25 protein-coding genes, 1 tRNA gene and 1 other RNA gene are annotated in these 25,926 nt (G+C 66.8%); 12 read left to right on the top strand and 15 right to left on the bottom strand.

Going from position 1 to position 25,926, the window contains the following annotated elements; translation table 11 throughout:
• A partial coding sequence (locus tag CFE35_RS12595; protein ID WP_292930944.1) for a sigma-70 family RNA polymerase sigma factor occupies window positions 1-674 on the top strand: 674 nt, incomplete at its 5' end.
• 121 nt (window positions 675-795) lie between these two features.
• On the opposite strand, the gene CFE35_RS12590 is transcribed toward CFE35_RS12595, so the two are convergent.
• The gene (locus CFE35_RS12590) at window positions 796-1,254 is read right to left on the bottom strand and encodes a hypothetical protein (RefSeq protein WP_292930943.1); all 459 of its coding nucleotides are present in this window, start codon (window positions 1,252-1,254) and stop codon (window positions 796-798) included.
• Window positions 1,255-1,444: 190 nt separating this feature from the next.
• Between CFE35_RS12590 and CFE35_RS12585 the strand changes: the two genes are divergently transcribed.
• Window positions 1,445-2,230, top strand: coding sequence for an SDR family oxidoreductase (locus CFE35_RS12585; RefSeq protein ID WP_292930942.1), 786 nt, complete (start codon window positions 1,445-1,447; stop codon window positions 2,228-2,230).
• 134 nt (window positions 2,231-2,364) lie between these two features.
• On the opposite strand, the gene CFE35_RS12580 is transcribed toward CFE35_RS12585, so the two are convergent.
• From CFE35_RS12580 to CFE35_RS12570, 3 genes are all read right to left on the bottom strand, one after another.
• Window positions 2,365-2,973, bottom strand: a complete 609-nt coding sequence (locus CFE35_RS12580; RefSeq protein WP_292930941.1) for a LysE family translocator — start codon at window positions 2,971-2,973, stop codon at window positions 2,365-2,367.
• Window positions 2,974-3,666, bottom strand: a complete 693-nt coding sequence (locus CFE35_RS12575) for a VIT family protein (RefSeq protein WP_292930940.1) — start codon at window positions 3,664-3,666, stop codon at window positions 2,974-2,976.
• A 66-nt stretch (window positions 3,667-3,732) separates the two neighbouring features.
• A complete protein-coding gene (locus CFE35_RS12570; RefSeq protein ID WP_292930939.1) occupies window positions 3,733-4,476 on the bottom strand; it encodes a L,D-transpeptidase family protein in 744 nt (247 codons plus the stop codon).
• A gap of 191 nt (window positions 4,477-4,667) precedes the next feature.
• On the opposite strand from CFE35_RS12570, the gene CFE35_RS12565 reads away from it, so the two are divergent.
• A complete protein-coding gene (locus CFE35_RS12565; protein WP_292930938.1) occupies window positions 4,668-5,339 on the top strand; it encodes a TIGR02281 family clan AA aspartic protease in 672 nt (223 codons plus the stop codon).
• On the opposite strand, the gene CFE35_RS12560 is transcribed toward CFE35_RS12565, so the two are convergent.
• Both CFE35_RS12560 and CFE35_RS12555 read right to left on the bottom strand, forming a co-directional pair.
• Window positions 5,296-6,519, bottom strand: coding sequence for a DUF418 domain-containing protein (locus CFE35_RS12560; protein WP_292930937.1), 1,224 nt, complete (start codon window positions 6,517-6,519; stop codon window positions 5,296-5,298). The two genes, CFE35_RS12565 and CFE35_RS12560, sit on opposite strands and share 44 nt — an antisense overlap.
• 16 nt (window positions 6,520-6,535) lie before the next feature.
• Window positions 6,536-7,687 (bottom strand): SPOR domain-containing protein, encoded by a 1,152-nt coding sequence (locus tag CFE35_RS12555; protein ID WP_292930936.1) that lies wholly within the window; start codon window positions 7,685-7,687, stop codon window positions 6,536-6,538.
• Between the two features lie 310 nt (window positions 7,688-7,997).
• On the opposite strand from CFE35_RS12555, the gene CFE35_RS12550 reads away from it, so the two are divergent.
• The 3 genes from CFE35_RS12550 (at window position 7,998) to CFE35_RS12540 (ending at window position 10,699) form a co-directional block, all read left to right on the top strand.
• Window positions 7,998-8,726, top strand: coding sequence for a ParA family protein (locus CFE35_RS12550; protein WP_292930935.1), 729 nt, complete (start codon window positions 7,998-8,000; stop codon window positions 8,724-8,726).
• A 16-nt stretch (window positions 8,727-8,742) separates the two neighbouring features.
• Entirely contained in the window at window positions 8,743-9,300 is a 558-nt protein-coding gene (locus CFE35_RS12545; RefSeq protein WP_292930934.1) for a hypothetical protein, read from the top strand.
• Between the two features lie 91 nt (window positions 9,301-9,391).
• A complete protein-coding gene (locus tag CFE35_RS12540; protein WP_292930933.1) occupies window positions 9,392-10,699 on the top strand; it encodes an SPOR domain-containing protein in 1,308 nt (435 codons plus the stop codon).
• A gap of 133 nt (window positions 10,700-10,832) precedes the next feature.
• Here the strand turns inward: CFE35_RS12540 and CFE35_RS12535 are convergent, their stop codons facing one another.
• Window positions 10,833-12,062, bottom strand: coding sequence for a dihydroorotase (locus CFE35_RS12535; protein ID WP_292930932.1), 1,230 nt, complete (start codon window positions 12,060-12,062; stop codon window positions 10,833-10,835).
• On the bottom strand, window positions 12,059-13,087 hold the full coding sequence (locus CFE35_RS12530; protein ID WP_292930931.1) for an aspartate carbamoyltransferase catalytic subunit: 1,029 nt from the start codon (window positions 13,085-13,087) through the stop codon (window positions 12,059-12,061). Before CFE35_RS12530 ends, CFE35_RS12535 begins: the two co-directional genes overlap by 4 nt.
• A gap of 84 nt (window positions 13,088-13,171) precedes the next feature.
• Here CFE35_RS12530 and sppA point away from each other — a divergent pair, with 84 nt between their 5' ends.
• From sppA to CFE35_RS12510, 4 genes are all read left to right on the top strand, one after another.
• Complete coding sequence (gene sppA / locus CFE35_RS12525) at window positions 13,172-15,052, top strand: signal peptide peptidase SppA (protein ID WP_292930930.1); 1,881 nt, start codon at window positions 13,172-13,174, stop codon at window positions 15,050-15,052.
• A gap of 87 nt (window positions 15,053-15,139) precedes the next feature.
• Window positions 15,140-15,224: transfer RNA gene (locus tag CFE35_RS12520), tRNA-Leu, on the top strand.
• 123 nt (window positions 15,225-15,347) lie between these two features.
• Entirely contained in the window at window positions 15,348-16,931 is a 1,584-nt protein-coding gene (gene tig / locus CFE35_RS12515; RefSeq protein WP_292930929.1) for a trigger factor, read from the top strand.
• Window positions 16,932-17,083: 152 nt separating this feature from the next.
• Complete coding sequence (locus tag CFE35_RS12510; protein ID WP_292930928.1) at window positions 17,084-17,965, top strand: hypothetical protein; 882 nt, start codon at window positions 17,084-17,086, stop codon at window positions 17,963-17,965.
• On the opposite strand, the gene CFE35_RS12505 is transcribed toward CFE35_RS12510, so the two are convergent.
• Window positions 17,946-19,454, bottom strand: a complete 1,509-nt coding sequence (locus CFE35_RS12505) for an amidase (protein WP_292930927.1) — start codon at window positions 19,452-19,454, stop codon at window positions 17,946-17,948. The genes CFE35_RS12510 and CFE35_RS12505 overlap by 20 nt on opposite strands.
• 192 nt (window positions 19,455-19,646) lie before the next feature.
• Between CFE35_RS12505 and clpP the strand changes: the two genes are divergently transcribed.
• Window positions 19,647-20,357 carry an ATP-dependent Clp endopeptidase proteolytic subunit ClpP gene (clpP, locus tag CFE35_RS12500; protein WP_292930926.1) on the top strand — a complete coding sequence of 237 codons (711 nt, stop codon included), beginning with the start codon at window positions 19,647-19,649 and terminating at the stop codon, window positions 20,355-20,357.
• 169 nt (window positions 20,358-20,526) lie between these two features.
• A complete protein-coding gene (clpX, locus tag CFE35_RS12495; RefSeq protein WP_292930925.1) occupies window positions 20,527-21,783 on the top strand; it encodes an ATP-dependent Clp protease ATP-binding subunit ClpX in 1,257 nt (418 codons plus the stop codon).
• 73 nt (window positions 21,784-21,856) lie between these two features.
• On the opposite strand, the gene CFE35_RS12490 is transcribed toward clpX, so the two are convergent.
• From CFE35_RS12490 to CFE35_RS12465, 6 genes are all read right to left on the bottom strand, one after another.
• Entirely contained in the window at window positions 21,857-22,555 is a 699-nt protein-coding gene (locus tag CFE35_RS12490) for a superoxide dismutase (protein ID WP_292930924.1), read from the bottom strand.
• Window positions 22,556-22,656: 101 nt separating this feature from the next.
• Entirely contained in the window at window positions 22,657-22,818 is a 162-nt protein-coding gene (locus tag CFE35_RS12485) for a hypothetical protein (RefSeq protein ID WP_292930923.1), read from the bottom strand.
• A 139-nt stretch (window positions 22,819-22,957) separates the two neighbouring features.
• Entirely contained in the window at window positions 22,958-23,941 is a 984-nt protein-coding gene (locus CFE35_RS12480) for a cation diffusion facilitator family transporter (RefSeq protein WP_292930922.1), read from the bottom strand.
• Between the two features lie 57 nt (window positions 23,942-23,998).
• Window positions 23,999-24,426, bottom strand: an RNA gene (gene rnpB / locus CFE35_RS12475) — RNase P RNA component class A.
• A 7-nt stretch (window positions 24,427-24,433) separates the two neighbouring features.
• A complete protein-coding gene (locus tag CFE35_RS12470) occupies window positions 24,434-25,138 on the bottom strand; it encodes an N-acetylmuramoyl-L-alanine amidase (protein ID WP_292930921.1) in 705 nt (234 codons plus the stop codon).
• A gap of 6 nt (window positions 25,139-25,144) precedes the next feature.
• Complete coding sequence (locus CFE35_RS12465) at window positions 25,145-25,801, bottom strand: histidine phosphotransferase family protein (RefSeq protein WP_292930920.1); 657 nt, start codon at window positions 25,799-25,801, stop codon at window positions 25,145-25,147.
• Window positions 25,802-25,926 lie beyond the last annotated feature (125 nt).

Here is a 25,926-nt window from a genome sequence, read left to right as displayed (position 1 = left end):
ACCGCATCCGCCGCTTCCTGCCGATGGTGCGCCGCCTTGCCTGGCACGTCCACGGATCGGGCCGCGCCGGGATCGAGATCGACGATCTGGTGCAGGCCGGGCTCGTCGCCCTCACCGAATGCGCGCAAAAGCACAACGGGCCGACCGAGGACGGCTTTGCCGCCTATGCCAAGCTGCGCGTGCGCGGCGCGATGGTCGATCTGGTGCGCCGCTCCAGCCCGCTTTCGCGCAGCGCGAGCGACCGGCGCAAGCTGGTGGCAGGCGCGGCGCAGGCGCTGACGACAACGCTGGGCCGCGCACCCAGCGAGGACGAACTGGCCGAAGCGATGGGCATGACCACCGCCGCGCTGGGCGAACTGCGCGCCGCGAGCGAGCCGATGCGCTTCGAGCCCATCGACGATACATATTCTGACAGCGACATGGCCTTCGCCGACGACCGGCCGGACAGCTTCGAACTGCTGGCCGACGAACAGACGCGCGGCGCAGTGGTGGCGGCGATTTCCGGCCTGCCGGAGCGGCTGCAGATGGTGATCCAGCTCTATTTCGTGGAGGAACTGAACCTCGCGGAGATCGCGGAGGTGCTGAGCGTGAGCGTGCCGCGCGTGCACCAGCTGAAGGCGCAGGCGCTCGACAAGCTGAGGGCGGCGCTGGGGGATGAGTTTGATGTGATTTAGGGGGGGGGATGTCAGAGGAATCGTCGGCCCGGACTTGATCCGGGCCTTGGCTTTTCTTTCCGGGCGCTGCGCCAGAAGATAAGCCCAACCCCGTGTCAAGCACGGGGTGACGGGACAGAAATCAAAGCAAACGCTTCCACCACGGCGGTTTGGACCAGCTATTGAACCTTGATGCGATTTTCGGCGCCATCCGATCATAAGATTCCCAACTATCTGAGACGTCGTAAAGAGTTTCAAAATCCGAGAATTCTTTGTCGTAGTCTGTGAGATAGGCATTGGGGCCTGACGCAAAACTACCGTCGACGCCATAATAGGTCGACGCGAATGCATTTCCTTCCACGGTAAGATCTTCGTCAGTGAACTTTTCGTCGCACGCTGTGATGAACCACCGCGCAGGTGTAATGCTTCGAGCCTCAATTTGAGCCAGTAGATCCGCACTTTCGTCGGTATGGAACTCGCTCGCTAGGCCGTTGAGGGCACACCATACGACAAACATGGCAATGTGTGTGGACCCGGCCTCTGGAGCCAGATGAGCGGGGAAGTCTCCCCCATAGTGCCAAGATGCATCGTCGTATTTCATCGAGCTGTCCCCAAATTAGCGCGTGCAGCGTATCAGATCGTCGGGATGACTCCTATGTAGCGGGTCCGAGCAGTCTGCCCATCCCCATCTCCCAACCCTCTCCCCTGAACGGGAGAGGGCTTTTAGCATTTGTGCCACTTGCACCGTCCCCCGCACCGGCTTAATCGCGCGGTTAAAGGAGAACGATGCCATGAAGATCGAACAGGGTATGGCTGCCGTCGTGACCGGCGCGGCTTCGGGTTTGGGGCGGGCGACCGCCATCGCGCTGGCGGCGGCGGGCGCGAAGGTTGCAATTTTCGATGTGAACGCTGAGGCCGGTGAGGAAGTGGCCAAGGCGATTGGCGGGCTGTTCTGCCATGTCGATATCACCAGCGAGGAATCGGTGGTCGAAGGCTTTGCCAAGGCCCGCGCGGCGCATGGGCAGGAGCGGATCACCGTCCACTGCGCAGTGGTGCACCGCAAGGGCAAGACCGTGGGCCGCAACAAGGAAACCGGCGAGTTCACGCGCCTTTCGACCGAGGACTATGCCTTTGCCGCGAACGGCGTGCTGATCGCCAGCTACCGCGTGGCGAGCCTTTCGGCGCTGGGCATGGCTCATGCCGAGCCGCTGGAAGGCGATGGCGAGCGCGGCACGATCATCCTGACGGGTTCGGTCGCGGCGCAGGATGCGCAGATCGGGCAGGTGGCCTATGGTTCGCTGAAGGCGGGCGTGGTCGGCCTCGTGCTGCCGATGGCGCGCGATCTCATGGACCTTGGCATCCGCGTCAACGCGATCCTGCCGGGCATCTTCGACACGCCGCTCTTGGGCCGCGTGCCGGAAAAGGTGCGCGCGGGCCTCAATGCCTCGGTGCCGTTCCCCAAGCGGCTCGGCCTGCCGGAAGAGTTCGCCAGCCTTGCGATGGAGCTGGTGCGCAATTCCTACTTCAACGCGCAGGCGATCCGCCTCGATGGCGGGATCCGCATGGCGCCGCGCTAAGGGCTGCGAACCCGCACGCCAATCTCCGTCGGCCCGTGCTTGACACGGGCCTTGGCTTCTTTTTCGGGCGCGGCGCTGGGAGGGAAGCCTAACCCCGGGTCAAGCCCGGGGTGACGGGAAGGGGGTGTTGTGGCCTAACCCGCCTTGATCGCCAGAAACGAGGCGGCAACGCCCAGCATCACCACGGCAAAGCCCCGGCGCACCCATTTGGTGCGGGCGGGGTCTGCCAGCCACGCCTGCGCATGGCTTCCGGCCAGCACGATGGCGAGGTGGATCGCGGTGGCAATCCCGGTGCTGACGAACGCGAGCGTGAGCGCTTCGGCAAGGCCCAGCGTGCGCCCACCGAGGAACTCCGGCGCGACGACCACAAAGAACATATAGGCCTTCGGGTTCAGCAAGTTGATCAGCGCGCCGGTGGTGAAGGCGCGGCGCGTGGCGGTGGGCGGCGGGGCTTTCTCCGCGCCGCGCCATGCCTCGATGGCAAGCCACACCATCATCGCTGCGCCTGCGATGCGCAGGCCATGCAGCAGCGCGGGCATGGCGGTGAGCAAAGTGGCAAGGCCGAGCGCGGCGAGCACGCCGTTCGCCAGCAGGCCGAGCGCGATCCCGGCGACCGCAGACAGGCCGCTGCGCCTGCCCTCGGTGGCGGCGAGGCCCGCGAGCCACGCCATGTTTGGCCCCGGCGTCAGCTCGATCAGCAGAACCGCAGCGGCGAAACCGGCAATGTCGAGCGTGCCCGCCACCTAGACGGCAGTGCCCACGACCATGCCGATCCCGGCGGTGGCGGCCATCGCCAGCGCGCCCCACACGACGACGCGCAGCACCGGCTTGCCCATCGCCGCGCCGCCCGCGCGCGCACCCAGCGCACCGAGGAGCGCGAGGAACAGGATCGAGCCTGCTGCCGTGCCTGTCACCATCAGTCCCATCGGCAGGATCGCCGCCAACAGCAGCGGCAGGAACGCGCCGCCGGTGAACATCAGCGCCGAAGTGATCGCGGCGAGCACCGGCTGCGCGGCGGTGGTCTCGTTGAGGTGCAGTTCGTCGCGCGCGTGGGCGGCGAGCGCATCCTTCGCCATCATCTGCCGGGCGACTTCGGCGGCGGTGCCAGGCTCCACCCCGCGCGCTTCATAGATCCCGGCGAGTTCTGCATGTTCGTGGACCGGATCGGCGGCCAGTTCGGCGCGTTCGCGGGCGAGATCGGCGGCTTCGGTATCGGACTGGCTGGAGACCGAGACATATTCCCCCGCCGCCATCGACATCGCGCCCGCAACCAGCCCCGCTGCACCCGCCACCAGCAGCGCCTGCCGCTCCGCGCCCGAAGCCGCGACGCCGAGAATCAGGCTGGCGGTCGAGACGATCCCGTCGTTCGCGCCGAGCACCGCGGCGCGCAGCCAGCCGATCCGGCTGACGAGGTGGCGTTCATCGTGGGGGCGCATCGGTCATCTCCTTTTTCCGACCATGGCCCTCATGCCACTGCCAGGACAGGAGAAAAACGATTCAGATCAAGAATCGCGGTGGGCGGCGGCCTCCGGGCCGGTTGAGACAGCGCCGGTCGGAGCGTCTGCGGAAATGATCGGCTGGCCCACGCCGATGCGCTTGCCGTCGGTGATGATCACCCGGTCACCCAGGCTCGCGACACCGAACAGGCGCTTGGCGAAGGCATCGGGCACGCCGATGCAGCCGTTGGTGGCATAGCCGCGTTCCACTTTGCTGCCGTGGATCGAGACGCCGTCGTTCGTCAGGCGGAGCATCCAGGGCATTGGCGCGTCGTAGATCGAGGAGACGTGGTCGGCGTCCTTCTCGCTGATCGGGAACACGCCGGTGGGGGTGGGCTTGGTGCCATAGCCCTTGAGGATCGCGGCGGCGCCAATCTCGTGCCCGTCGCGGAACACGGAGATGGTGCGCGCTGCGAGATCGACGGTGACGACGATGGGGCCGGTGCTGGCGGCGCTTTCGTCCCAGAAATACTGGCCGAACTTGATCGGCTCATTGATCTTGAGGATCGACTTCACGACGAACGGACTGTTCGCTGGCACCGATGCCTGCGTCAGCGTGGCGGGCTTGGCCAAGGGTTTGGCGGCGGGGGCAACATGCGCCTCGGCCTGCGATCCGCCAAACGCGAGCTGCGCGACATCCTTGCCGACATGGAACGCCAGCAGCGAGGCGAGCGACATCGCGATCATGCCGAGTGGCGCGCTGACCCAGCGGGTACGCAGAAGATCGGTCAGGGACTTCGCGGCGGACATGGCGGTTTCATCGCTCCTTTCTCTTGCAGAATAGCGTAAACGCGGCGCTGCGCGAGAGGCATTCCGGCCGCGTCCCGCCTAGGGACGCCGCGCGTTCCGGCCGTTAATGGTCATGGTTAAGCCGCGCTGCAAAGGCCGCTCGGCAAATGGCGCAATGGTGCAGCAAGCTTCGGCGGGCTAAGGCAAAGCCGATGACGCAGATCTACACCTGGCTGGAAAGCGGAGCACCGTGGCTGGGCCAGCTTTCGCCGCTGTTTGCCGCAACGTGTGCGGCGCTGCTGCTCGTGGTGGTGGGCGGCGCGCTGGCTGGACGGGGCGGGCAGCTCGGCGGGGCAGTGCGCTTTGCGGGCAATCTGCTGATGGTGGCGGTGTTCGGCCTTGCGGTCATGCGCTTCGTGCGGATGGACCCCAGCTTCGATGCCGCGCTGCACAGCATCGGCGGCCCGGCGCAGACTGTCTCTGGCGGGGAGACGCGCATTCCGCTTTCGGCTGACGGGCACTACTGGATCACGGCGCAGCTCAATGGCACGCAGCTCCGGCTGATGGTCGATACCGGCGCGACGGTGACGGCGCTATCGGGCGATGTGGCCGAGGCGGCGGGGGTGGAGCCCGATCCGCTGCGCCCCGATGCGCGGGTGGAAACGGCCAACGGCACGGTGAGCGCCTCGTCCGCGCGGATCGACGAACTGCGCTTCGGATCGGTGGTGGCGCGCGATTTGGATGCCATCGTGATGCTGGGCACGGGCGGGCCGAACGTGCTGGGGATGAACTTCCTGACGCGGCTGAAAGGCTGGCGGGTGGAGGACGGCGTGCTGATCCTTACGCCGCACCAGCCGCAGACCGAGGAACGCCCCACCAGGTAAGCTTGCGCCACAGGGCTTCGAGCGGACCCTGGCCAAACCGGGCGAGCCACCACTGCGGCCATGCCAGCATCAGCACCCAGCCGAACAAGACCACCAGCGGCAGCGCGGCGCGGGGGAGCACGCCGCCAAGGCTGAGGCCCCAGCCCGCAAACAGCGCGCTCATCACCAGCGTGGTGCCGAGATAGTTGGTGAAAGCGCAGCGGCCTGCCGCGACGAGGCGGCGCGAGGCGGATGTGCCTGCGATGCGGAGCCAGAGCAGCAGCAGGACGGCGAGATAGCCCAGGGTCATCAGCAAGTGCGGAATGGCAGCGAGCGAGCCCATCACCGCAAACATCGCGCCCGGCGGGAAGTGGTGCGCGGCGGCCCAGCCGATCAGTGCAGCGCTCATCGTGCCGCCCGCGCCGATGCCGATCAGGGCCATGCGGCGCAAGGCGGCTTCCGGCCATTCGCCATTGAACAGCCCCATGCGTAGCAGCGCCATGCCCAGCAGCATCAGCGGAAAGGTTTCGAAGAAGGTTGCGCCAAGGTTTTCCAGCGGCAGGAACGGCGCGGTGGTGAGGCGGATGTGCATCGCTTCAAGGAAGGGCGCGCGCAGTACCTGACCGTCTGCCGCGAGGGAGGCGGCGATGCGGCCCATCATTGCGGCCTGCTCGGCCACTTCGGCGGGCGTGCCGTGCCCCGCCAGCACCCGTCCTTCGGTGGCCATGGCGGCGAGATTGCCCGGAATTTCGATGGCATGGCTGACAAGGAACAGCAGCAACGCGCTGGCGAACAGCGGCTCCGGCGCAAGGCGGCGCAAGCTGAAGGCGAGCAGGCCGCACACCGCATAAGGCAGCAGGATATCCCCCCACCACAGCAGCGCGTAATGCGCATAGCCAAACAGCATCAGCCACAGCAGTCGGCGCACCTGCATCAGATCGGGATTGGCGCCGCGCCGCTCTGCCGCATCGGCAAACAGCAGCATGCTCGCCCCGAACAGCAGCGTGAACAGGCCGCGCATCTTGCCTTCGAACAGCACGTAGGCGGCGATGAACCACACCGCACCGCCGGCTTCGAGGCGCGGCAGGGCCGGGTTGAACGTGGCGAGCAGCGGCCCCCAGAAACCGGTTATGTTGATCGCGAGAATCCCGAGCACGGCCACGCCGCGCACGAAATCGAGCGCACCGATCCGTTCGGGCATGGTCTGCCTCAGGCGATCAGGGTGCGACGATGAGGCAGGCGAGGCCCCCGGCCTTGAGCGCGGCGCAGGCCCGCTCTGCCGCGCCTTGCGAATAGCCGGTGGCCAGCAGGCGCGTGACGGTGCCGGGAATGTCCTGCCGCGCATGGCCCGTGATTTCGGGCCGTCCGCGCAGGCGCGCCCACAGCGCGTCGGCGTTGGCTTTCACCCCGAACGCGCCGAGCTGGATGCGGTAGGCTCCGCCTGTGCTGGCCGGGGCCGAAGGTGCGGGGGTGGCAGGCTTGGGCGGCGCGACCTTCTTCGGCGGGGCCTTGGGCAGCTGCGGAGGTGGCAGCGGCGCAGGGTCATAAGGGGGCGGCAGATAGGCGGCGACGGGCGCGCTTGGCGTCGAGGGCGGGAGATCGACGGTCTCGATCGCGCCGGCAGTTGGCCTTTCAGCTGGCTTTTCGGCGGGCCGAAGCGGCGGGGGCACGCCTTGCCCGCCAAGATCGGCGGCGGCCAGTTCGCGGCCGCGTGCATCGGCTGCCTTCTGGTCCAGCTCGCTGGCAAGGCTGACGCCCATCTGGCGCTGGGCCAGCGGAATGGTCTGGTTCATCGTGGCGAGGCTGGCGGTGGCCTGCCCAAGGCCGGTCGCGGCGGCGCGGGTGATCAGCGCATAGGCGCGTACCCAGTCCTTGGGGGCATAATCGCCGTTGTAGGCCGCGATGCCGAGGACATACATCGCGCGCGGCTCGCCCCGGTCGGCGGCGGCCTGCAGCCACGGCATCGCTGCCTGCTGCCGCTCCGTCTGGAACAGGACGATGCCGTAATTGTCTGCCGCCGCGATATGGCCGAGGCGCGCGGCCTTGCCATAATAGCCTTCGGCCTTGGCGAGATCCTTGGGCACGCCGCGGCCAAGCTTGTAGGCTTGGCCCAGGTTGAACAGCGCATCGGCATCACCCTTGGCCGCCGGACCCTGCCACGCCTTGATCGCTGCTTCGTAGTTGCCGGCCGTCCAGGCATCGACACCGGCGCGGACCGCTGCGGCGCTGGCCGCGCTCGCCGCGGCGGACATTGCGGAAGGGACCGCAGGCGGGGCTTTGGGCGGCGCAGGCGCGGCCAGTGTGGGCGCTGGCAGGGTGATTCCCGCAAGGCCGAAGCTGGCCGCCGCCACGAAAGCAAATCCGCGCATGAGTGTTCAAATCTCCGTTGGGGCCACCGTCTGAACAACAGCGGCCTGAACAACAACAGTTAACGATGCCGTGCGGCGCAGAGACGAGCAAGCCGTGCCTGTCCCATATGCCGCAATCAGACGATACCACGTAACTTAGCGTAGATGGTTAATGCCGCAAAGCCAGCAACACGGGGCGATGCGGCAAGCGGGTCTGGGCAAATCCACTTGTTGTCGGGGAGGCGATGTTAACCAAAATTTGAGGGTCTTCTGCGATCCCCCTGCGAGAGACCATTTACGTCTTGTCCGTTTTACCCACAGGGGGGTTGCTTTGCGCGTACTGGCTTTGGCATCGCAGAAGGGGGGGTCTGGCAAGACGACCTTGTCCGGTCACCTTGCGGTTCAGGCGCAGCGCGCAGGCGCTGGCCCGGTCGTCCTGATCGACATCGATCCGCAAGGTTCGCTCTCCGACTGGTGGAACGAGCGCGAGGCGGAGTATCCCGCCTTTGCCCAGACCACCGTGGCCCGGCTCGCCAGCGATCTGGCCGTGCTGCGCCAGCAGGGCTTCAAGCTGGCGGTGATCGATACCCCGCCCGCGATCACCATGGCGATCCAGTCAGTGATCTCGGTCGCAGAACTGATCGTGGTGCCAACCCGCCCCAGCCCGCACGATCTGCGCGCGGTGGGTGCCACTGTCGATCTGTGCGAGCGCGCAGGCAAGCCGCTGATCTTCGTGGTCAACGCCGCAACGCCCAAGGCGCGCATTACCAGCGAGGCCGCCGTTGCGCTTTCGCAGCACGGCACCGTTGCGCCGATCACGCTGCACCACCGCACCGATTTTGCCGCCTCGATGATCGATGGCCGCACGGTGATGGAAGTCGATCCGAAGAGCAAATCGGCCGCCGAGGTCGAAGGGCTGTGGACCTATATCTCCGAGCGGCTCGAAAAGAACTTCCGCCGCACCGTGTTCGCGGTGCCCCAGCCCGGTCATGCCGCTTCGGTGATGCCCGGCGCGCCCCGTCCCGCTGGTGGCTTCGGCCGCCGCGTGATCGGCTCCTGAACGAAAGGCGCCGATCATGTCCGAACCCAAGCCTTTCGCCTCGCTCAGCCCGAGCCTGCTCGCCCGCAAGGGTGCGGCGCGCCCGGCGATGCGCCCCCAATTGATGCCGCTGACCGCCGAGGACCGGCAACGCATGGGCTTCGGCTCGGCCGCGCTGGCACCGGAATATCCTGCGCCGGATGCCGATGATCTTGGCTGGAACGATCTGGGTGAAGATGTGCCGGCAATGGCTTCTGCTCCGGCCCCTGCGCCCGCTGCGGAAATCGTGGCGATTGCCGCCGATCCGCTGCCCGAACCGGCCCAGCCCGAAGTGCTGCGGCGAATCGAATCGCTGGCCGATGTGCTGAAGCTGCCGACCGAGGCATCGCCGAAGCGCCAGCGCGGCACCGCGCTCAAGGAAGGGCGCAAGGCGGCCTTCACGCTTCGGCTTGATGCCGCGCGCCACCTGCGCCTGCGCCTCGCCTGCACGATCGACAACCGCAGTGCACAGCAACTCGTGGTCGAAGCGCTCGACCGTTTCCTCGAAACGAAGCCCGGTCTCGAAGACCTTGCCCGCCGCGCGCTCCGCTCCTGAACACGAATTCCAGCCGGGACATCACGCCATGACCACCGCACAAAGCAGCACGAATGATCGGAAGGCCCCCTATCGGATGGCCCGGATCTGCATGACCACCGCTCTCGCCGCAGGGCTGCTTTCGGGCTGCGCAGCGGGCGGTCCGAATCACGCGAAGTTCGCCTCCAGCGCGCAGACTGCGCTGGGCAAGGGCAGCCCGGACAAGGCGATTGCGCTGGCAGAACAGGCCGTGCTCGCCGCCCCGCGCACCGCGGCCTATCGCACGCTGCTGGGTTCGGCCTATCTGCGCGCCGGTCGTTTCGAGGCGGCGCGTCAGGCGTTCGACGAAGCGATGCAGCTGGGTGAGGACAGCGGCAAGGCCGCGCTCAGCCTCGCGCTGGCCGATATCGCGCTCGGCAAGGGCAGCGAAGCGGTCGATACGCTGAACACCTACCGTGATAGTATTCCCGCCTCGGACTACGGCCTGGCGATGGCGATGGCCGGGCAGGCCCAGACCGGCATAGCCGCGCTGACTGAAGCCCTGCGGCGCGGTGAAAACACGCCGAAGGTGCGCCAGAACCTTGCTTATGCTTATGCGCTCGATGGCAGCTGGCGCGAAGCCAAGCTCATGGCGCAGCAGGACGTGCCGGCGGACAAGCTCAACGAGCGCCTGCAATCATGGGCGTTTATGGCCCGTCCCGAAGACACCCGCCGCCGCGTCGCCAGCCTGCTGGGCGCGCCGGTGATGGTCGATGGCGGCCAGCCGACCGCGCTGGCGCTGGCGAACTTCCCGGATGCAACCAGGCTCGCCGAAGAAGCGGCGGCGATGGCGGCGACCGAGCAGGCGCCGTCTGCCGATGCGGCCGCACTGGCCCAGGCCGCCGCGACTGCGCTGCCCGCCCCGCAGGCCGATGCGGCTACGCCGCAGCCGGCACTTGCCGATGCGTCCAGCGTGGCGGCCCCGGCCCGGCTCGCGGCGCTCGATCTTCCGCCTTCCGCAGCCGCGTCCTCCGCCGCCCCGCAGCGCATGGTGTCCAATCCGGTGGTTCAGGCCACGCATCGCGGCGCGCGCGTTGCGCCCGTTGCAGCATCAGTTCCCGCTCCGGCCGGAGGCGGCGCACGCGGCAGCCATGTCGTCCAGCTCGGCTCGTTCGCTTCGGCGGACGGCGCGCAGCGCGCCTGGCGCCACTTTGCCGCGCGCAATCCGGGCCTTGGCAGCTATCACAACCAGATCACGCAAGTTGCGGTGAACGGCCGCGCATTCTGGCGGGTTCAGGCCGTGGGCTTCACCGGTCTCGCTCCGGCGCGGCAGATGTGCCAGTCGGTCAAGGTCAAGGGCGGTGTCTGCTTCGTGATGAGCGATCCTTCGGCGGTCACGCCGCAGGGCCGCGTGGCGCCCACGCGGATGGCTCAGCGCTGATTTTGCCCTGAAGGGGATAGGCGGCACCAGCCCGCTCCCCCGCCCGGCCACCCAACGGAATTGTACGTTGTGGGTGGCCGGGCGGGGGAGCGGGCTGGTGCCGCCTGCGTTTCAGCCACGCTGAAACGCCGAACTAGGCAACCCGGCTACCGCCCTTGAACAGCGCGGTGACGCGGCCTTCCACCGGGCGGCGATCAAAAGGCGTGTTGCCCGCCGTTGCCGCCATCTTGCTGCGATCGACGATCCACGGGCGCTCGGGTTCGACCAGTGCGATATCGGCTTCGAGCCCCACTTCAAGCCGCCCGGCAGGCACGCCGAGCAGCCCCGCCGGATTGCCTGCCAGCAGCGCGAAGGCGCGGGCCATGTCAATCCGGCCATCGCGCACAAGCGTGAGCGTGAGCGGCAGCAGCGTTTCCGCGCCTGCCATGCCCGGTTCGGCATCGGCAAACGGCAGGCGCTTGTCTTCCGCGCCGCGCGGATCGTGGCCCGATGCGATGACGTCGATGGTGCCGTCCGCCAGTCCGGCGATCACCGCCTGCCGGTCCGCATCGCTGCGCAAGGGCGGCGAAAGGCGGCAAAACGTGCGGAACTCTGCCAGTTCGAGATCGGAGAGCATGAAGTGCGCCGGGGTAACGCCTGCCGTCACCCGCACGCCGCGTGCCTTGGCGGCGCGCACCAGATCGAGCGCGGCGGCGGTGGTCACTTGCCGGAAATGCAGGCGGCAGCCGGTCAGTTCGGCGAGCGACAGATCGCGCGCCACCGCCAGCGCCTCGGCCTCTGCCGGGGCGGAAGGCAGGCCTAGCCGGGTGGCCATCTCTCCGGCCGTGGCAACGGCATGGCCCGCGATTCCGGCATCCTCCGCATGGGTGACGAGGACGAGGCCAAGCATCGCGCAATAGCCCATCAGGCGCAGCATCACGCCCGAATCGCCGATCCAGCGCCGCCCGGTGGCCACGGCCTTGGCCCCGGCATCGCGCATCAGCGCCAGTTCGGCCAGTTCGGTGCCTTCCAGCCCGCGCGTGGCGGCGGCGAGGGGGTGGACCCACATGTCGGGCTTGCCCGATTGCGCGGCAAACCGCACGCGCGCCGGGTGATCGAGCGGCGGCCCCTGATCGGGCATCAGCGCGGCGCGGGTGATCCCGCCAAAGTGGAACGCGGGCTTGTCGATCGCGAACACACCCAGATCGACCAGACCGGGCGTGATCAGCGCGCCCTTGGCATCGAGCACGTCGTCACCGGGCTGCGGCGCGATATCGCCTAGCGCGATGATGCGGCCTTCCTCGATCCGCAGCGCGCCGGGCTGCGGCGCGCCGGAGGGAAGGACCAGCTTGCCGCCGGTGATGGTCAGCGGGCGCGGGGTCATGCCGCGGCTCCTTCGGTTGCGGCCCAGCCGGGCAGGCCGCGCGCGCGGCGGGTCAGCACATCGAGGCAGGCCATGCGAATGGCGACACCGCTTTCCACCTGCCGCGTCACAAGGCTGCGGGTGGGGTGGTCTGCCACCTGGCTGTCGATCTCGATCCCCCGGTTCATTGGCCCCGGATGCATCACGAAGACATGGGGGGGCAGCTTGGCGAAGCGGTCCAGCGTCAGGCCATAGAGGTGGCGGTATTCGCGCGGGGAGGGGATGAACTGGCCGGACATGCGCTCCTGCTGCAGGCGCAGCATCATCACCACGTCTGCCCCGGCAAGCGCGGCATCGAAATCGTGGGTCAGCGTCACGCCCATCGCGGTGATCTCCGCGGGCATCAGCGCGGGCGGCGCGCAGACCGTGACGTCTGCGCCAAGGGCCGTCAGCGAAAGAATGTTCGAGCGCGCAACGCGGCTGTGCAGGATATCGCCGCAGATCGTGACCTTGAGGCCATTCAGATCGCTGCCGGGCGCAAGGCTCAGCGCATGGCGAATGGTCAGCGCATCGAGCAGCGCCTGTGTGGGGTGTTCGTGACTGCCGTCACCCGCGTTGAGCACGGGGCAATCGACCTTGTCGGCAATCAGCCGTACCGCGCCCGAACTCGCGTGGCGGATCACGATGGCATCGGCGCGCATGGCATTGAGCGTCATCGCCGTGTCGATCAGCGTCTCGCCCTTCTTCACGCTGCTGGTGGCGGCATGCATGTTGACTACGTCCGCGCCAAGGCGCTTGCCCGCGATTTCGAACGACAGCAGCGTGCGGGTTGAGTTCTCGAAGAAGGCGTTGATGATGGTGAGGCCGGAGAGCACTTCGGCGCGCTTGTGGCGCTGGCGGTTGAGCGCGAGCCACTGTTCCGCCTCGTCCAGCAAATAGAGAATTTCGTGCCGCGCGAGGTGCGCAATGCCGGTGAGATGGCGGTGCGGGAAGGCGAGGCCGCCTTGGGGATACCGGTTCGCGGCTGTCAGGTTCGATTCAGTCATCGAAACCATGCCCCTAGTGCGCCTCATGGGGCGGCTCAAGTGTTTCGACTGGCTTCGGGCCCCGGCGGCACCTAGATATCCCCCATGAAATTTGCCCGCTCGGTCTGGAAGATCCTCGTCGCCATCAAGGACGGCCTCGTGCTGCTCCTCCTGCTGCTGTTCTTTGGCGGGCTCTATGCCGTGCTGGCGCTGCGGCCAACGCCGGGTGCAGTGCAGCCCGGCGCGCTCTATCTAGCGCTCGAAGGGCCCGTGGTGGAGGAACGCGCGCGGATCAGGCCGTCGCAGCTGCTTTCGGGCAGCGGGCCGATGAAATCGGTGCAGGAACGCGATGTGGTCCGCGCGGTCGAGGCGGCGGCGAACGACGAGCGGATCAAGGCGGTCGTGCTCGATCTCGATTCCTTCGGCGGCGGCAGCCAGGTGGCGATGACCCGGATCGGCGCGGCGATGGACAAGGTGCGCGCCGCGAAGAAGCCGGTGCTGGTCCGCGCCGGGCTTTATACCGACGACAGCGTACAGATCGCGGCGCATGCCAGCGAGGCGTGGGTCGATCCGCTGGGCGGCGCGATGGTGGCGGGGCCGGGCGGCACACAGCTCTATTTCAAGGCGCTGCTCGACCGGCTGAAGATCAAGGCGCATGTCTTCAAGGTCGGCACCTACAAGAGCGCGGTGGAGCCGTTCCTGCGCGAAAACGCCTCGCCCGAAGCCAAGGAAGCCACCGCCGCAGTCTATGCCGCGCTGTGGGAGACATGGCAGGCCGATGTGAAGAAGGCCCGGCCCAAGGCCGATATCGCGCTGGTCACCGGTGATCCGGTGAAGTGGATCGCGGCTTCGGGCGGTGATGCGGCCAAGGCGGCAGTTGCGGCTGGGCTGGTTGACCGGGTGGGCGACAAGATCGCCTTCGGAAAGCGCGTCGCCGAGATCGTCGGCAAGGAGCCTGCCGATGGCGAAGGCGCGTTCAAGGGCACCACGCTCGAAACCTATCTGGCCGACACCACCCCGCCGACCGAGGGCAAGGCGATTGCCGTTGTGACTGTGGCAGGCGATATCGTCGATGGCGATGCCGGGCCGGGCACTGCTGGCGGAGACCGGATTGCCGAGTTGGTCGACAAGGCTGCGGCGAGCGGAGACTACGCCGCGCTGGTCGTGCGGGTCGATTCGCCGGGCGGTTCGGTGACCGGCGCGGAGCGCATCCGGGCTGCCATCGCGCGGATTAAGGCGAAGAAGATCCCCGTGGCTGTCTCCATGGCAGGCCTTGCCGCAAGCGGCGGCTATTGGGTTGCCACCCCCGGTGACCGAGTGTTTGCCGAACCGGCCACGATCACCGGCTCTATCGGCATCTTCGCGGTGATCCCCAGCTTCGAGGAAGCGCTGGGCCGGATCGGGGTGGGCACCGACGGGGTAAGGACCACCGCGCTTTCGGGCCAGCCCGATGTGTTCGGCGGCTTCTCGCCCACGGCGGAAGCGGTGATCCAGCAGCAGATCGATTCGGGTTATGCGCGCTTTGTCGGTCTGGTGGCCGAGGCGCGGCACAAGAGCCCGGCTCAGATCGACCGGATTGCGCAAGGCCGCATCTGGGATGGCGGCACCGCGCGGCAGCTCGGGCTGGTCGATGAATTCGGCGGGATCGATGCGGCCTTGGCATGGGCGGCAAAGGCGGCAGGGGCGAAGACCTGGCACGCGGTCTACCTCGGTGCTTCGGAGGACTCGCTCAGCGCGTTCCTCGATCAGCTGGCCGAGAGCGAAAGCACGGCAGCGCGCGGCGCCGCGCCCGATTTTGCCGCGCTTGGCGCGCAGCAGCAGGGGGCGCTTGCGCAGCAGCTGGCGGGCGATCTGACGCGCCTGCTCGGCGGGGCCGGTGCGCAAGTCTATTGCCTCGAATGCGCGGGGCTTGCTCCGGCCGCGGGGCCAGCAGTGCCGCCTGCGGGCATCAGTTGGCTGGCGCTGCTGGGGCGGCTTGCCGGATAGGAAGAGCGCCCTTGCGGCTCGCCCATTTGGCAAGGCTTGCCCTTTGCCCGGCGCTGCGATAGGGGCGGCGCTCGTTTTTCGCCGGATGCGGGCGTGGCGGAACTGGTAGACGCGCTGGATTTAGGTTCCAGTATCGCAAGATGTGGGGGTTCGAGTCCCTTCGCCCGCACCAGAACCGTCCGGCCCCGAGAAAATCTGGTTGGCAGCCGTAATCAGCCCTCCGGCCCCGGGTTGCCGGGTCCGGATGGGCCGTGTGTTTGATGACGCTAAGTCGTACAAGAAAGTTGGATCACAGATGCAGATCGTCGAAACCAGCAACGAGGGCCTCAAGCGCGCCTATGCCCTGACCATCGCCGCGAACGATATCGCCGCGCATGTCGAGGGTGAGGTCAAGAAGATCGCGCCGCAGGTCCGCATGCCCGGCTTCCGCCCCGGCAAGGTGCCCGCGAACCTCGTGCGCAAGATGCACGGCCCCGCCCTGCACCAGCAGGCGCTCGAAACCTCGATCCGCGAAGCTATGGACAAGCTGGTTTCGGAAAAGGGCCTGCGCCCCGCGACTCAGCCGGACGTCTCGCTCGCCGATGGCTATGAGCAGGGCAAGGACGCCGAACTCACCATCAACCTCGAAGTGCTGCCCGACATCGCGGCTCCCTCCACCGATGGCCTCAAGCTTGAGCGCCTGACAGTCGAAGTGAGCGACGAGCAGGTCGACGAGGCGATTGGCCGCATCGCTGCGGGCCAGAAGCGCTTCAACGATGCGCCGGAAGGCACTGTCGCGGCCGATGGCGATCAGATCATCATCGATTTTGCAGGGTCAGTCGATGGCGTCGCGTTCGATGGCGGCACCGCCAGCGATCAGCCGCTTGAACTGGGTTCGGGCCGCTTCATCCCCGGCTTCGAAGAACAGCTAGTCGGCGTGAAGGCTGGCGACGAGCGCACGATCACCGTGACGTTCCCGGCAGACTACCCGGCTGAAAACCTTGCGGGCAAGGATGCCCAGTTCGCCTGCACCGTGAAGTCGGTCCAGCACGCGGCTGAATTCACCGCAGACGACGATTTCGCCAAGTCGCTCGGCCTTGAAGGTATCGACCAGCTGCGCGGCCTGATCCGCGGCCAGATGGAGCAGGAAACCGCTGGCCTCACGCGCACGGCGATGAAGCGCTCGCTGCTCGATCAGCTGGCTGCTGGCCACGATTTCGCGGTGCCGCCGTCGATGGTCGAAGCGGAATTCGCCCAGATCTGGCAGCAGCTCACCAGCGAAGCCGCCAAGGAAGAAGATCCCGCCGCCGCACTGGCCGAGATCGAGGCCGAGAAGGACGATTACCGCAAGATCGCCGAGCGCCGCGTGCGTCTGGGCCTGCTGCTTTCGGAAATCGGCCAGGCCAATGGCGTGCAGGTGACCGCGCAGGAAATGGAAATGCTGATGCGCCAGGCCGCCCAGCAGTACCGTGAGCAGGACCGCCAGCGCTTCATCGACTACATCCGTTCGGACGCGCTCGCCGCTGCCCAGCTGCGCGCCCCGCTCTATGAAGACAAGGTCGTCGATTTCCTGTTCGACAAGGCCGAAGTGACCGACCGCAGCGTGACCCGCGAGGAACTGCAGGCGGTGATCGAAGCCGACGAGACCGGCAAGCCTGCTGAAGTGAAGTCCGAGAAGGCCGCGCCGAAGAAAGCTGCGAAGAAGGCCAAGGCAGAGGCTCCCGCTGAGGAAGCTCCGGCTGCCGAAGCGGCTGAAGCTGAAGCCAAGCCTGCCAAGAAGGCTGCGCCCAAGAAGAAGGCGGCTGAAGCTGCGGATGCGGCTGACGAGGCGGCTCCGGCCGAGGAAGCCCCCGCTCCCAAGAAGAAGGCACCGGCCAAGAAGAAGGCTTCGGACGCCTGATCTTCGCCGCAAGGCATTGAAAACATTGGGGGCGCTCCGGCAACGGGGCGCCTCTTTTGCTATGCGCGTGGCATCCGTGATCGCACGTAATTGACCCGGCGAATCAGGGCGTGAGAGATTCGGGCAGGATCGGCTCCTGGGAGGGACCTCCGATGCATACCGTTCGCAATCGCCTCGCTTCGCGGCCTCCGGCTGCCATGCCCATCGCGGCTGGCAGCAGGGCGCCAAACCACGCCGCCATGCGGCACGAACTGGCCTCCAGCCCGCGCGGTTCGGTGGCTGCTGCGCCGGTCTTTCCGGATGAAGCCGACCTGATCGAGGCGCGCCCGCAGAAGCGGCGCAATGCGAAGGGCAAGAAGGCGCGCAAGGCCTCAGCGCGGATGGCCGTGACGCGGGCGGCCAAGGCCTTGCCGCCTGATCCTGCACAGGTGATCGAAACACTGCGCAGCCCCAAACCGTCCTCCAAGAAGCGCAAGGCCAAGGCGGTGAACCGGGCTGCGGGACATCCGAACCCATCCGAAACCGTCCAGCCCGCGCAGTTGCCTGCAATCCCTGCGGCCAGGCCGGTGATGGGATCCTACAGTCCGCCCGCGCTTACGCTCCCGGTCCGGCCTGAGCCGCTGGTTGAACCGCTGGTGGCAGCAGCATCGGCGGTGTCGCCGCGCGTGCTGTCGTTCGCTGACATGCCCGAGTTGCAGGCGCGGGAGCCGGAGCCCGAAGTCCGGCCTTCCGCGCTGCTCGCGGTGGCAGAGCCGTTGGCCCTGCTGGCAGAGGCCCCGCTGCCCCGCGCCCGTGCGCTGGTTCCGGCTCGGCGGCAGGGGCTGGTCGATGTGATCGCGTTCCTGCTGCGCGATTCGGGTCGGCGGCTGGCGCGGTGGTCGGCGCGCCGCCACAAGAGCCGCGCCGAACGCGATGCCTTGCGCCGGGCCGAGGCGCGCCAGATCAATCTGCGGCGCGAACTCGAAGCGCTCGATGCGCTGCAACGAAGCGCGGCAAAGAACTTGGGGTTAGCGGTCACTCCCCCCAGCGCTTGAGCGAAGGCTTGGGCACCGGCACGGTCCGCGCGCGTTCATAGGCGGCACCGGCTTCGAGCACGCGCTTGTCGTCCCACTTCGCCCCCATGATCGAGAGCCCCATCGGCAGCCCCTCCACCGCGCCCATCGGCACGGTGAGGTGCGGATAGCCCGCAATCGCAGCAAGGCTGCCCATGCCGACATCGATCGAATGGTCCCCGGTCACGAGGTCGATGGCCCAGGCGGGCGGCGCGGTCGGCGCGATCAGAAACGAGACGCGGTTATCGGCCAGCAGCTTGTCGATGCCGTCCGCCCCGGCCAGCCGCAGCGAATTTGCCCGCGCCTTCGTGTAGACCGCCGTATCGGTCATCGCTTCGGCTTCCTCGAAGCTGTCTTGCCCGAACCACTTGAGCTCTTCGGGGTGCGCCTTGTTGAAGGCGATGGCATCGGCCAGCGTGCGGGCGGGGGGCGTGTCCTTGAACGAGGACGCGGGGACCGACTGTAGATAGGCCGCCAGATCGGTGCGCAGTTCATAGAGCAGCACGGTGTATTCATCCCGGCCCATTTCGGCGGGCGGCGTGTAGTCCAGATCGACCAGGACGGCGCCTGCGGCCTTGAGGTCTGCCAGCGCCTTCTCGAACAGCGCAATCACCTTGGGGTTGCTCCCCACGCCCCCACGCAGCACGCCCAGCCGCACGCCCTTGAGGCTCGCGGCAGCAAGTCCGGCGGCAAAATCGGTCTTGTGGGCATCGGCCTCAGTCGTGGCGGCATCGGCGGGATCGCTGCCCGCCATTGCGTTGAGCATCAGCGCGGCATCCTGCACGCTGGTGGTCATCGGGCCGACGGTGTCCTGGCTGTGGCTGATCGGGACAACGTGCGTGCGGCTGATCATGCCGACCGTGGGCTTGAACCCGACAATCCCGTTGAGCGAGGCGGGGCAGGTGATCGAGCCATCCGTCTCGCTGCCGATGGCGGCCCATGCCATGCCCGCCGCGATGGCCGCGCCGCTGCCCGAAGAGGAACCGCAGGGCGAGCGATCAAGCGCATGGGGATTGCGCGTCTGTCCGCCGACCGCGCTCCAGCCGCTGGAGGATTGGCCGGAGCGCATGTTGGCCCACTCCGAAAGGTTGGTCTTGCCGAGCACGACCACGCCCGCCGCGCGCAGGCCCAGCATGAACGGCGCATCGCGCCCGGTGCGGTTGTCTTTCAGCAGCAGGCTGCCGGCGGTGGTCGGCAGCGGATCGGCGGTCTCGATGTTGTCCTTGACGAGGATGACCTTGCCCGCGAGCGGCCCGGTAACGCCCTTCGCGGCGGCTTCGGCCTTGGCGGCATCGGGATTGAGCGCGATCACCGCGTTGATCTTCGGCCCGGCCTTGTCGCTCGCCTTGATCCGCGCGAGGTAGCTGCTCACGCTTTCCTGCGCGTGGGCGGGCATGGCGCCCAGCGCTGTCGCGGCGAGGAGGACGGCGGATATGGCCTTTGTTGTGTGGCCGGTTGCTGAGCTCGACATGGATTACTCCCGATGATTTGGCGGTAAGCTGCGGCCAAGAACCGCGCTGCGCAAGCGGATGCAGGGGCATTGCACCGCGATTCTGCCGATCTTGCACCACTTTTCTTGCGCACTTGCGCGGATGTGGGGTTAACGCCCTTGAACATCCTGTCGTGGCACGCGACATAGACGAGGCATTTTCAAGAGGACTCTATGCTCGATATCTTCGGCGGCAGCGGCGCATCGGTTTATGGTGGCCAAGGACAATTCTCGCGCGATCCGATGACCGGGGCGCTGGTCCCGGTGGTGGTCGAGCAGACCAGCCGCGGCGAACGCAGCTTCGATATCTTCTCGCGCCTGCTGCGCGAACGTATCGTGTTCGTGACCGGTGAGATCGAGGACAACATGGCCTCGCTGATCGTGGCACAGCTGTTGTTCCTCGAATCCGAGAACCCGTCGAAGGACATTTCGATGTACATCAACTCGCCCGGCGGCGTGGTGACGGCGGGCCTCGCGATCTACGATACGATGCAGTACATCCGTCCGCGCGTCTCCACCGTATGCATCGGTCAGGCCGCTTCGATGGGCAGCTTCCTGCTCGCCGCGGGTGAACCGGGCCTGCGCGTGGCACTGCCCAATGCGCGAATCATGGTGCACCAGCCTTCGGGCGGCGCGCGCGGCATGGCTTCCGACATCGAGATTCAGGCGCGCGAGATCCTGCGCATGCGCTCGCGGATGAACGACCTCTACGTCAAGTTCACTGGCCGCACGCTCGCGGAAATCGAGAAGGCGATGGACCGCGACACGTTCCTTGAAGCGGACGAAGCGCTGAAGTTCGGCCTCGTCGACAAGGTTTTCGAATCGCGCCCCGCTTCCGACCAGCTCGACGGCGCAGAAGGTTCGGGCGGCGCGCCCAGTGCGTGATGCGCGCCTGATGTGCGCCTGATTTCGGCCTGATCCCGGTACTTTGCCTTAAAATGACAGGGTGCCGGATCAGGGATTGTTCGCTATTTTTGTGTCCGGTTGATTAATGCCCTCTGGGTAGTAGGATAACCGGGTCCGCCTCTCGTGGAGAGGCGTTTGGGATCGAAGAATGACCAAGCTTTCCGGATCGGATACCAAGAGCACGCTTTACTGCAGTTTCTGCGGCAAATCGCAGCACGAGGTACGCAAGCTCATTGCCGGCCCCACCGTGTTCATCTGCGATGAATGCGTCGAGCTGTGCAACGATATCATCCGTGAGGAGACCAAGGCCGGTCTTGCCGGAAAGAAGGATGGCGGCGTACCCACCCCGCGCGACATCTTCGTGACGCTCAACGATTACGTGATCGGCCAGGACCGCGCCAAGCGCGTGCTCTCCGTGGCGGTGCACAACCACTACAAGCGCCTCAAGCACAGCGGCAAGGGCGGCGATGTCGAACTGTCGAAGTCGAACATCCTGCTCGTCGGGCCGACCGGTTCGGGTAAGACGCTGCTGGCGCAGACGCTGGCCAAGACCTTCGACGTGCCCTTCACGATGGCTGATGCCACCACGCTGACCGAAGCGGGCTACGTGGGTGAAGACGTCGAGAACATCATCCTCAAGCTGCTGCAGGCTTCCGACTACAACGTCGAGAAGGCGCAGCACGGCATCGTCTACATCGACGAGATCGACAAGATCAGCCGCAAGGCCGAGAACCCCTCGATCACGCGCGACGTTTCGGGCGAAGGCGTGCAGCAGGCGCTGCTCAAGCTGATGGAAGGCACCACCGCCAGCGTGCCGCCGCAGGGTGGGCGCAAGCATCCACAGCAGGAATTCCTGCAGGTGGACACGACCAACATCCTGTTCATCTGCGGCGGCGCTTTCGCGGGCCTTGAAAAGATCATCTCGGACCGCCTGCAGAAGCGCTCGATCGGCTTCGGCGCGCATGTCGCCGATCCGGACAAGCGCAAGGTGGGCGAACTGCTCCAGAAGGCGGAGCCGGAAGATCTCCTCAAGTTCGGCCTGATCCCCGAATTCGTCGGCCGTCTGCCGGTGATCGCGACCTTGAACGACCTCGACATCGAAGCGCTGGTCAAGATCCTGCGCGAGCCCAAGAACGCGCTGATCAAGCAGTACCAGAAGCTGTTCGACCTTGAAGACGTGCAGCTGACCTTCACCGACGAGGCGCTCGAAGCCATCGCCAAGCGCGCCATCGAACGCAAGACCGGCGCGCGCGGCCTGCGTTCCATCGTCGAAGGCCTGCTGCTCGATACGATGTTCGACCTGCCGACGCTGGAAGGCGTGACCGAAGTGGTGGTCGACAAGGACGTGGTCGACGGCCGCAAGGAGCCGGTGCAGGTTCTGGAAGGCAAGGAAGAAGCGGCCTGATTAGGCCCTCAACCGCTGAAACATCGATCGCCCGCTGGCCCCAGCCAGCGGGCGATCTGCTTTTGGAGTGGTGTCAGGCCGCGACTTTCGCGAACCGGGCGTCCGCTGCCGTCCACGTTGCAGCGGCCATGAAGGCATCCACATAGGCGGCGGCCTTTGCGCCGTAGTCCATGGCGTAGGCGTGCTCGTACATGTCCATCGCGAGGATTGGGGTGCCGCCCGCCAGCGTCTGGGTGTGGTCGCTGGCCCACTGGTTGGTCAGGCGGCCATCGTGCGGGGACCATTGCAGCAGGACCCAGCCTGAGCCGCCGCCGAGCGCCTTGCCCATCGCGGAAAATTCTGCGGCCCAGCGGGTGAAACTGCCGAAATCGCGCTCGATGGCAGCACCCAGCGCGGCGCCGGGTTTGCCGCCGGTTCCAAGGCAGGAGAAGTAGACTTCGTGGAGCAGCATCGAGTTCCACGCGATCAGTTCCTCGCGCTTCAGGCCATTGAGCATGAAGCCCGGCACGGTCGCCATATCGAGCTTGGCGAGTTCGCCCTTGATTGCGCCGATGCGCTTCACCGCGCTGACATAGTTGTTGTCGTGGTGGCTGGTTAGCAGCTTGGCGGAGAGGCCGGGGATCGTGGCCGGATCGAACGGCAGCGGGGCCGGGGCAGGCGCGAAGACCGGGCCTGATGGAGCGGGCGCAGCAGTTTGCGCTGCGGCGGGAATGGCACTGGCGGCAGCGGCGGTCATCGCAGCGGTGAGGGCGGTGCGGCGATCAATCTGCATGGGTCACGACTCCTTGAACGGAATTTGGCCATTGTGGTTAGGGGCCATTGTGATCAGGAAATCAGTGCTGTCCATCCACCGCGGGAGGGCAAGCCGCCATTCTAGTCGTTCAGCACGATCTTGCCGCTGACGACCGAGTAGCTTGCCGCATCGCTGGTGCCCGCGGCGATGGTCGTGGTGAGGCTACTGGCGAGTGCAGTTGTGGCGATAGCGGCGGCGGCGGCCATCGAAATGCTGGCAATCTTCAATTCCGTGCGAAGCATATCGAATCCCCTGAAAAGCGCTCTTGGCAGCGCTATAGGGATCAACGGTGGCCGCGCGCAGGCACCCCTAAGGGCCAAGTGGCCGGTCCATCCCATCGGCGCACCGCCGCTGCGTGGAAAGGCCGCAGGATGAAACCGGTCAGTGCCCTTTCCCACAGCCATGGTCGGCAAGATCGGCAAGATCGGTCGTTTCGATTTGCACGGTGGCGTGGCAAATGCCGAAATCGTGTTTGAGTATGTGCGCAAGGCTGGTGAGGAAGCCATCGCCGGGGTTGCCGCCGGGCATGACTAGGTGCGCGGTCATCGCGGTTTCGGTTGTGCTCATCGGCCAGATATGGAGATCGTGGATCGCCGCAACGCCGGGCAGGCTGGCGAGGTGGCCCTGCACCGCGTGACTATCGACCGAGCCGGGCACGCCGAGCAGCCCCATCTTCAGCGAATCGCGCGCCAGTCCCCATGTGCCCCATGCGATCACGCCGACGATCACGAGACTGGTGACCGGATCGATCCACCACGCGCCGGTGAGTGCGATCAGCGCGCCTGCCACGACGACGCCAGCGGATACCGCAGCATCGGCGGCCATGTGGAGATAGGCGCCGCGAAGGTTGATGTCGTGCGCGCTGCCGCGCAGGAACAGGAGCGCCGTGGCCGTGTTGATCGCGATGCCGATGGCCGCGACGGCCATCACCGGCCCGGCGGCAACGGGCGCGGGCACGATCAGGCGGTGGATCGTCTCCACCAGAATCGCGCCGAGCGCGATCAGCAGCAGCGCGACGTTGAACAGCGCGGCAAGGATCGAGCTCGACTTGTAGCCATAGGTGAACCGCGCCGAGGGCGGGCGCGCGGCGAGAATGCTGGCGGCCCATGCCACGGCGAGGCTGAGCACATCGGACAAGTTGTGCCCGGCATCGGCGACCAGCGCCATTGAGCCTGAGGCGATCCCGTAGCCCGCTTCCACCGCCACGAACGCGCTGTTGAGCACAATGCCGATGGCAAACGCGCGGCCGAAGCTGGCGGGGGCATGGTGGTGCGCGTGGCCGTGATGCCCGTGCCCGTGGGGATGCCCATGCTCATGCCCATGCTCATGCTCATGATCGTGGTGGTGATGGTGCGCGCCGGACATTCGCGGCTCCCTAGCGCCTTCAGCGCGGCTAGGAAAACGCTTTGATGGCCCGCGAGTAATGCCAGGGGGCCTGTAAGCCGGGTTCTGTGACGCGGACGGTATCGCCCAAGGTCGCCCTTGATATGTCGACCGTATCCGCGCCGGCAGCCATTCCTCTAGGCGGCCCGTTGCCGGGCGCGCTCAAGCGACCAACCCGGACTGCTGGCCCGAAACAGGCCTGCTCCTGATGGAGCGCGCAGTCCCTATTCGGTCTTGCTCCGGGTGGGGTTTGCCTTGCCGCTCCTGTCGCCAGTCGCGCGGTGCGCTCTTGCCGCACCCTTTCACCCTTGCTGCCCATTTCTGGGTTAGCGGTCTGCTCTCTGTGGCACTTTCCCTTGACCTTTGGCTGATGCCTCCGGCCCGGCGGGCGTTACCCGCCACCCTTGTTTCGTGGAGCCCGGACTTTCCTCGGGATCTTGCGATCACGCGGCTGCCCGGCCCCCTGGCGAGGGGTCACCTAGCACGCCCGATGTCGCGTTCCAACAGAAGCTCGAACAACAATGCGCCGATCTGGCCGTCCACCTGGCCATCGATGCGCGAAGGCCGCCAGCGGCGCTGGAAGGCGCGCACCGCGGCTTCGGGGTCGGTGATGTCGTAGCCGAAGCGTTCGAGCGCGAGATGGAACGCGCCGGGGTTGTCGAAGACCAGCTGGATCGCGAGCTTGGGCTTGCCCAGTGCGAGGCGGTAGCGGGCGAGGATATCCCACGGGAACAGTTCGCCGGGATCCTCCTTGCGCGCCGGGGCGATATCGGAGTGGCCGACGATGTTGGCGCGGGGAATGTCGTGGCGCTTCACGATATCGGCCAGCAGCGGGATCAGCGCTTCAAGCTGCGCTTCGGGAAACGGGCGATAGCCGAATTCATGCCCCGGATTGACCAGTTCGATCCCCACGCTGGCCGAGTTCACATCGGTGATCCCGCGCCATGACGAGCGCCCGGCGTGCCATGCGCGCTTGTGTTCGGGGACGAGGCGGATGACGGTGCCATCCTCGTCGATCATGTAATGCGCGGAGACTTCCGCCGCCGGATCGCACAGCCGCTCCAGCGCCTCGGCGGCGGTGCGCATCCCGGTATAGTGCAGGACCACCATCGAAACGGGCAGCTTTCGCTCGTTCCAGTTGGGCGAGGGAACCTCGCGGTGGACCAGCCAGCGGTTCATGGCACCTCAGGCCGCGACGGGCAGCATTGCCCCCATCACCAGCGCCTCGGGCGCGGCGTGATATTGCAGCGTGCCGCCAAGGCCGTCGACCAGCTGGCGCAGCATGGCAGCAGGCGCGGTGCGGCTGGAAAGTTCTTCGGGCGGGAGCGCCCCTTCGAGCGCAAGGCCGATGGTGCGATCAAACACCACGCGCGCGCCGCTGGCGCGGATCACGATTTCGCTGCAGGGCTTGGTTCCATCGGTGCGCAGTTCGGCAGCGATATCGAGCGTCCCGCCGCGCACCAGCGCCTCGATCCCAATCAGCGCGAGGTTGAGCAGGGTCTTCACCGCGGGCTTGGGCAGGCTATCGCCGCCAAGCGCCCAGTTGGCCTGAATGCGGCCATTGTTGCCGACCAGCGCATCGATCAGCGCGCGCGGTTCATTGAGCGGCACCATCTCGCCAAAGCCGCCTGCCGCCCCGAAGGCGAGGCGGAAGAAGCGCAGTTTGTCTGCCGAAATGCGTGCGCTCTGTTCGAGCAGCTCGAAGCACTTCTGGCGCATGTCCGGGTCTTTCTCCTCGGCGAGGAGTTCAAGCCCGTTGGTCAGCGCGCCGACAGGGGAGAGCATATCGTGGCACAGGCGCGAGCAGAGCAGGCTGGCGAGATCGGGAACGGCGGCAGTCATGTTCAGGATATCAGCCTTCTAGATGAACGGGTTGGCACGGTTGACACAGTCCCGAGCGAAAGAGGCGAGGGGCGAGGCGAAGGCCTTGCCGCTGGCGGAGCAGTCTGCGCGAAGGAAGGTCTGGC

The sequence above is a fragment of the Novosphingobium sp. PASSN1 genome (assembly GCF_002278815.1).
This window is presented reverse-complemented; position numbering and strand designations above follow the sequence as displayed.

What these genes read in the sequence shown, in the direction of transcription:
- CFE35_RS12590 (WP_292930943.1), bottom strand. Translation starts at nt 1,254, where the DNA reads ATGAAATACGACGATGCATCTTGGCACTATGGGGGAGACTTCCCCGCT.
- CFE35_RS12585 (WP_292930942.1), top strand. Translation starts at nt 1,445, where the DNA reads ATGAAGATCGAACAGGGTATGGCTGCCGTCGTGACCGGCGCGGCTTCG.
- CFE35_RS12575 (WP_292930940.1), bottom strand. Translation starts at nt 3,666, where the DNA reads ATGCGCCCCCACGATGAACGCCACCTCGTCAGCCGGATCGGCTGGCTG.
- CFE35_RS12570 (WP_292930939.1), bottom strand. Translation starts at nt 4,476, where the DNA reads ATGTCCGCCGCGAAGTCCCTGACCGATCTTCTGCGTACCCGCTGGGTC.
- CFE35_RS12565 (WP_292930938.1), top strand. Translation starts at nt 4,668, where the DNA reads ATGACGCAGATCTACACCTGGCTGGAAAGCGGAGCACCGTGGCTGGGC.
- CFE35_RS12560 (WP_292930937.1), bottom strand. Translation starts at nt 6,519, where the DNA reads ATGCCCGAACGGATCGGTGCGCTCGATTTCGTGCGCGGCGTGGCCGTG.
- CFE35_RS12555 (WP_292930936.1), bottom strand. Translation starts at nt 7,687, where the DNA reads ATGCGCGGATTTGCTTTCGTGGCGGCGGCCAGCTTCGGCCTTGCGGGA.
- CFE35_RS12545 (WP_292930934.1), top strand. Translation starts at nt 8,743, where the DNA reads ATGTCCGAACCCAAGCCTTTCGCCTCGCTCAGCCCGAGCCTGCTCGCC.
- CFE35_RS12540 (WP_292930933.1), top strand. Translation starts at nt 9,392, where the DNA reads ATGACCACCGCTCTCGCCGCAGGGCTGCTTTCGGGCTGCGCAGCGGGC.
- CFE35_RS12535 (WP_292930932.1), bottom strand. Translation starts at nt 12,062, where the DNA reads ATGACCCCGCGCCCGCTGACCATCACCGGCGGCAAGCTGGTCCTTCCC.
- CFE35_RS12530 (WP_292930931.1), bottom strand. Translation starts at nt 13,087, where the DNA reads ATGACTGAATCGAACCTGACAGCCGCGAACCGGTATCCCCAAGGCGGC.
- sppA (WP_292930930.1), top strand. Translation starts at nt 13,172, where the DNA reads ATGAAATTTGCCCGCTCGGTCTGGAAGATCCTCGTCGCCATCAAGGAC.
- tig (WP_292930929.1), top strand. Translation starts at nt 15,348, where the DNA reads ATGCAGATCGTCGAAACCAGCAACGAGGGCCTCAAGCGCGCCTATGCC.
- CFE35_RS12510 (WP_292930928.1), top strand. Translation starts at nt 17,084, where the DNA reads ATGCATACCGTTCGCAATCGCCTCGCTTCGCGGCCTCCGGCTGCCATG.
- CFE35_RS12505 (WP_292930927.1), bottom strand. Translation starts at nt 19,454, where the DNA reads ATGTCGAGCTCAGCAACCGGCCACACAACAAAGGCCATATCCGCCGTC.
- clpP (WP_292930926.1), top strand. Translation starts at nt 19,647, where the DNA reads ATGCTCGATATCTTCGGCGGCAGCGGCGCATCGGTTTATGGTGGCCAA.
- clpX (WP_292930925.1), top strand. Translation starts at nt 20,527, where the DNA reads ATGACCAAGCTTTCCGGATCGGATACCAAGAGCACGCTTTACTGCAGT.
- CFE35_RS12490 (WP_292930924.1), bottom strand. Translation starts at nt 22,555, where the DNA reads ATGCAGATTGATCGCCGCACCGCCCTCACCGCTGCGATGACCGCCGCT.
- CFE35_RS12485 (WP_292930923.1), bottom strand. Translation starts at nt 22,818, where the DNA reads ATGCTTCGCACGGAATTGAAGATTGCCAGCATTTCGATGGCCGCCGCC.
- CFE35_RS12480 (WP_292930922.1), bottom strand. Translation starts at nt 23,941, where the DNA reads ATGTCCGGCGCGCACCATCACCACCACGATCATGAGCATGAGCATGGG.
- CFE35_RS12470 (WP_292930921.1), bottom strand. Translation starts at nt 25,138, where the DNA reads ATGAACCGCTGGCTGGTCCACCGCGAGGTTCCCTCGCCCAACTGGAAC.
- CFE35_RS12465 (WP_292930920.1), bottom strand. Translation starts at nt 25,801, where the DNA reads ATGACTGCCGCCGTTCCCGATCTCGCCAGCCTGCTCTGCTCGCGCCTG.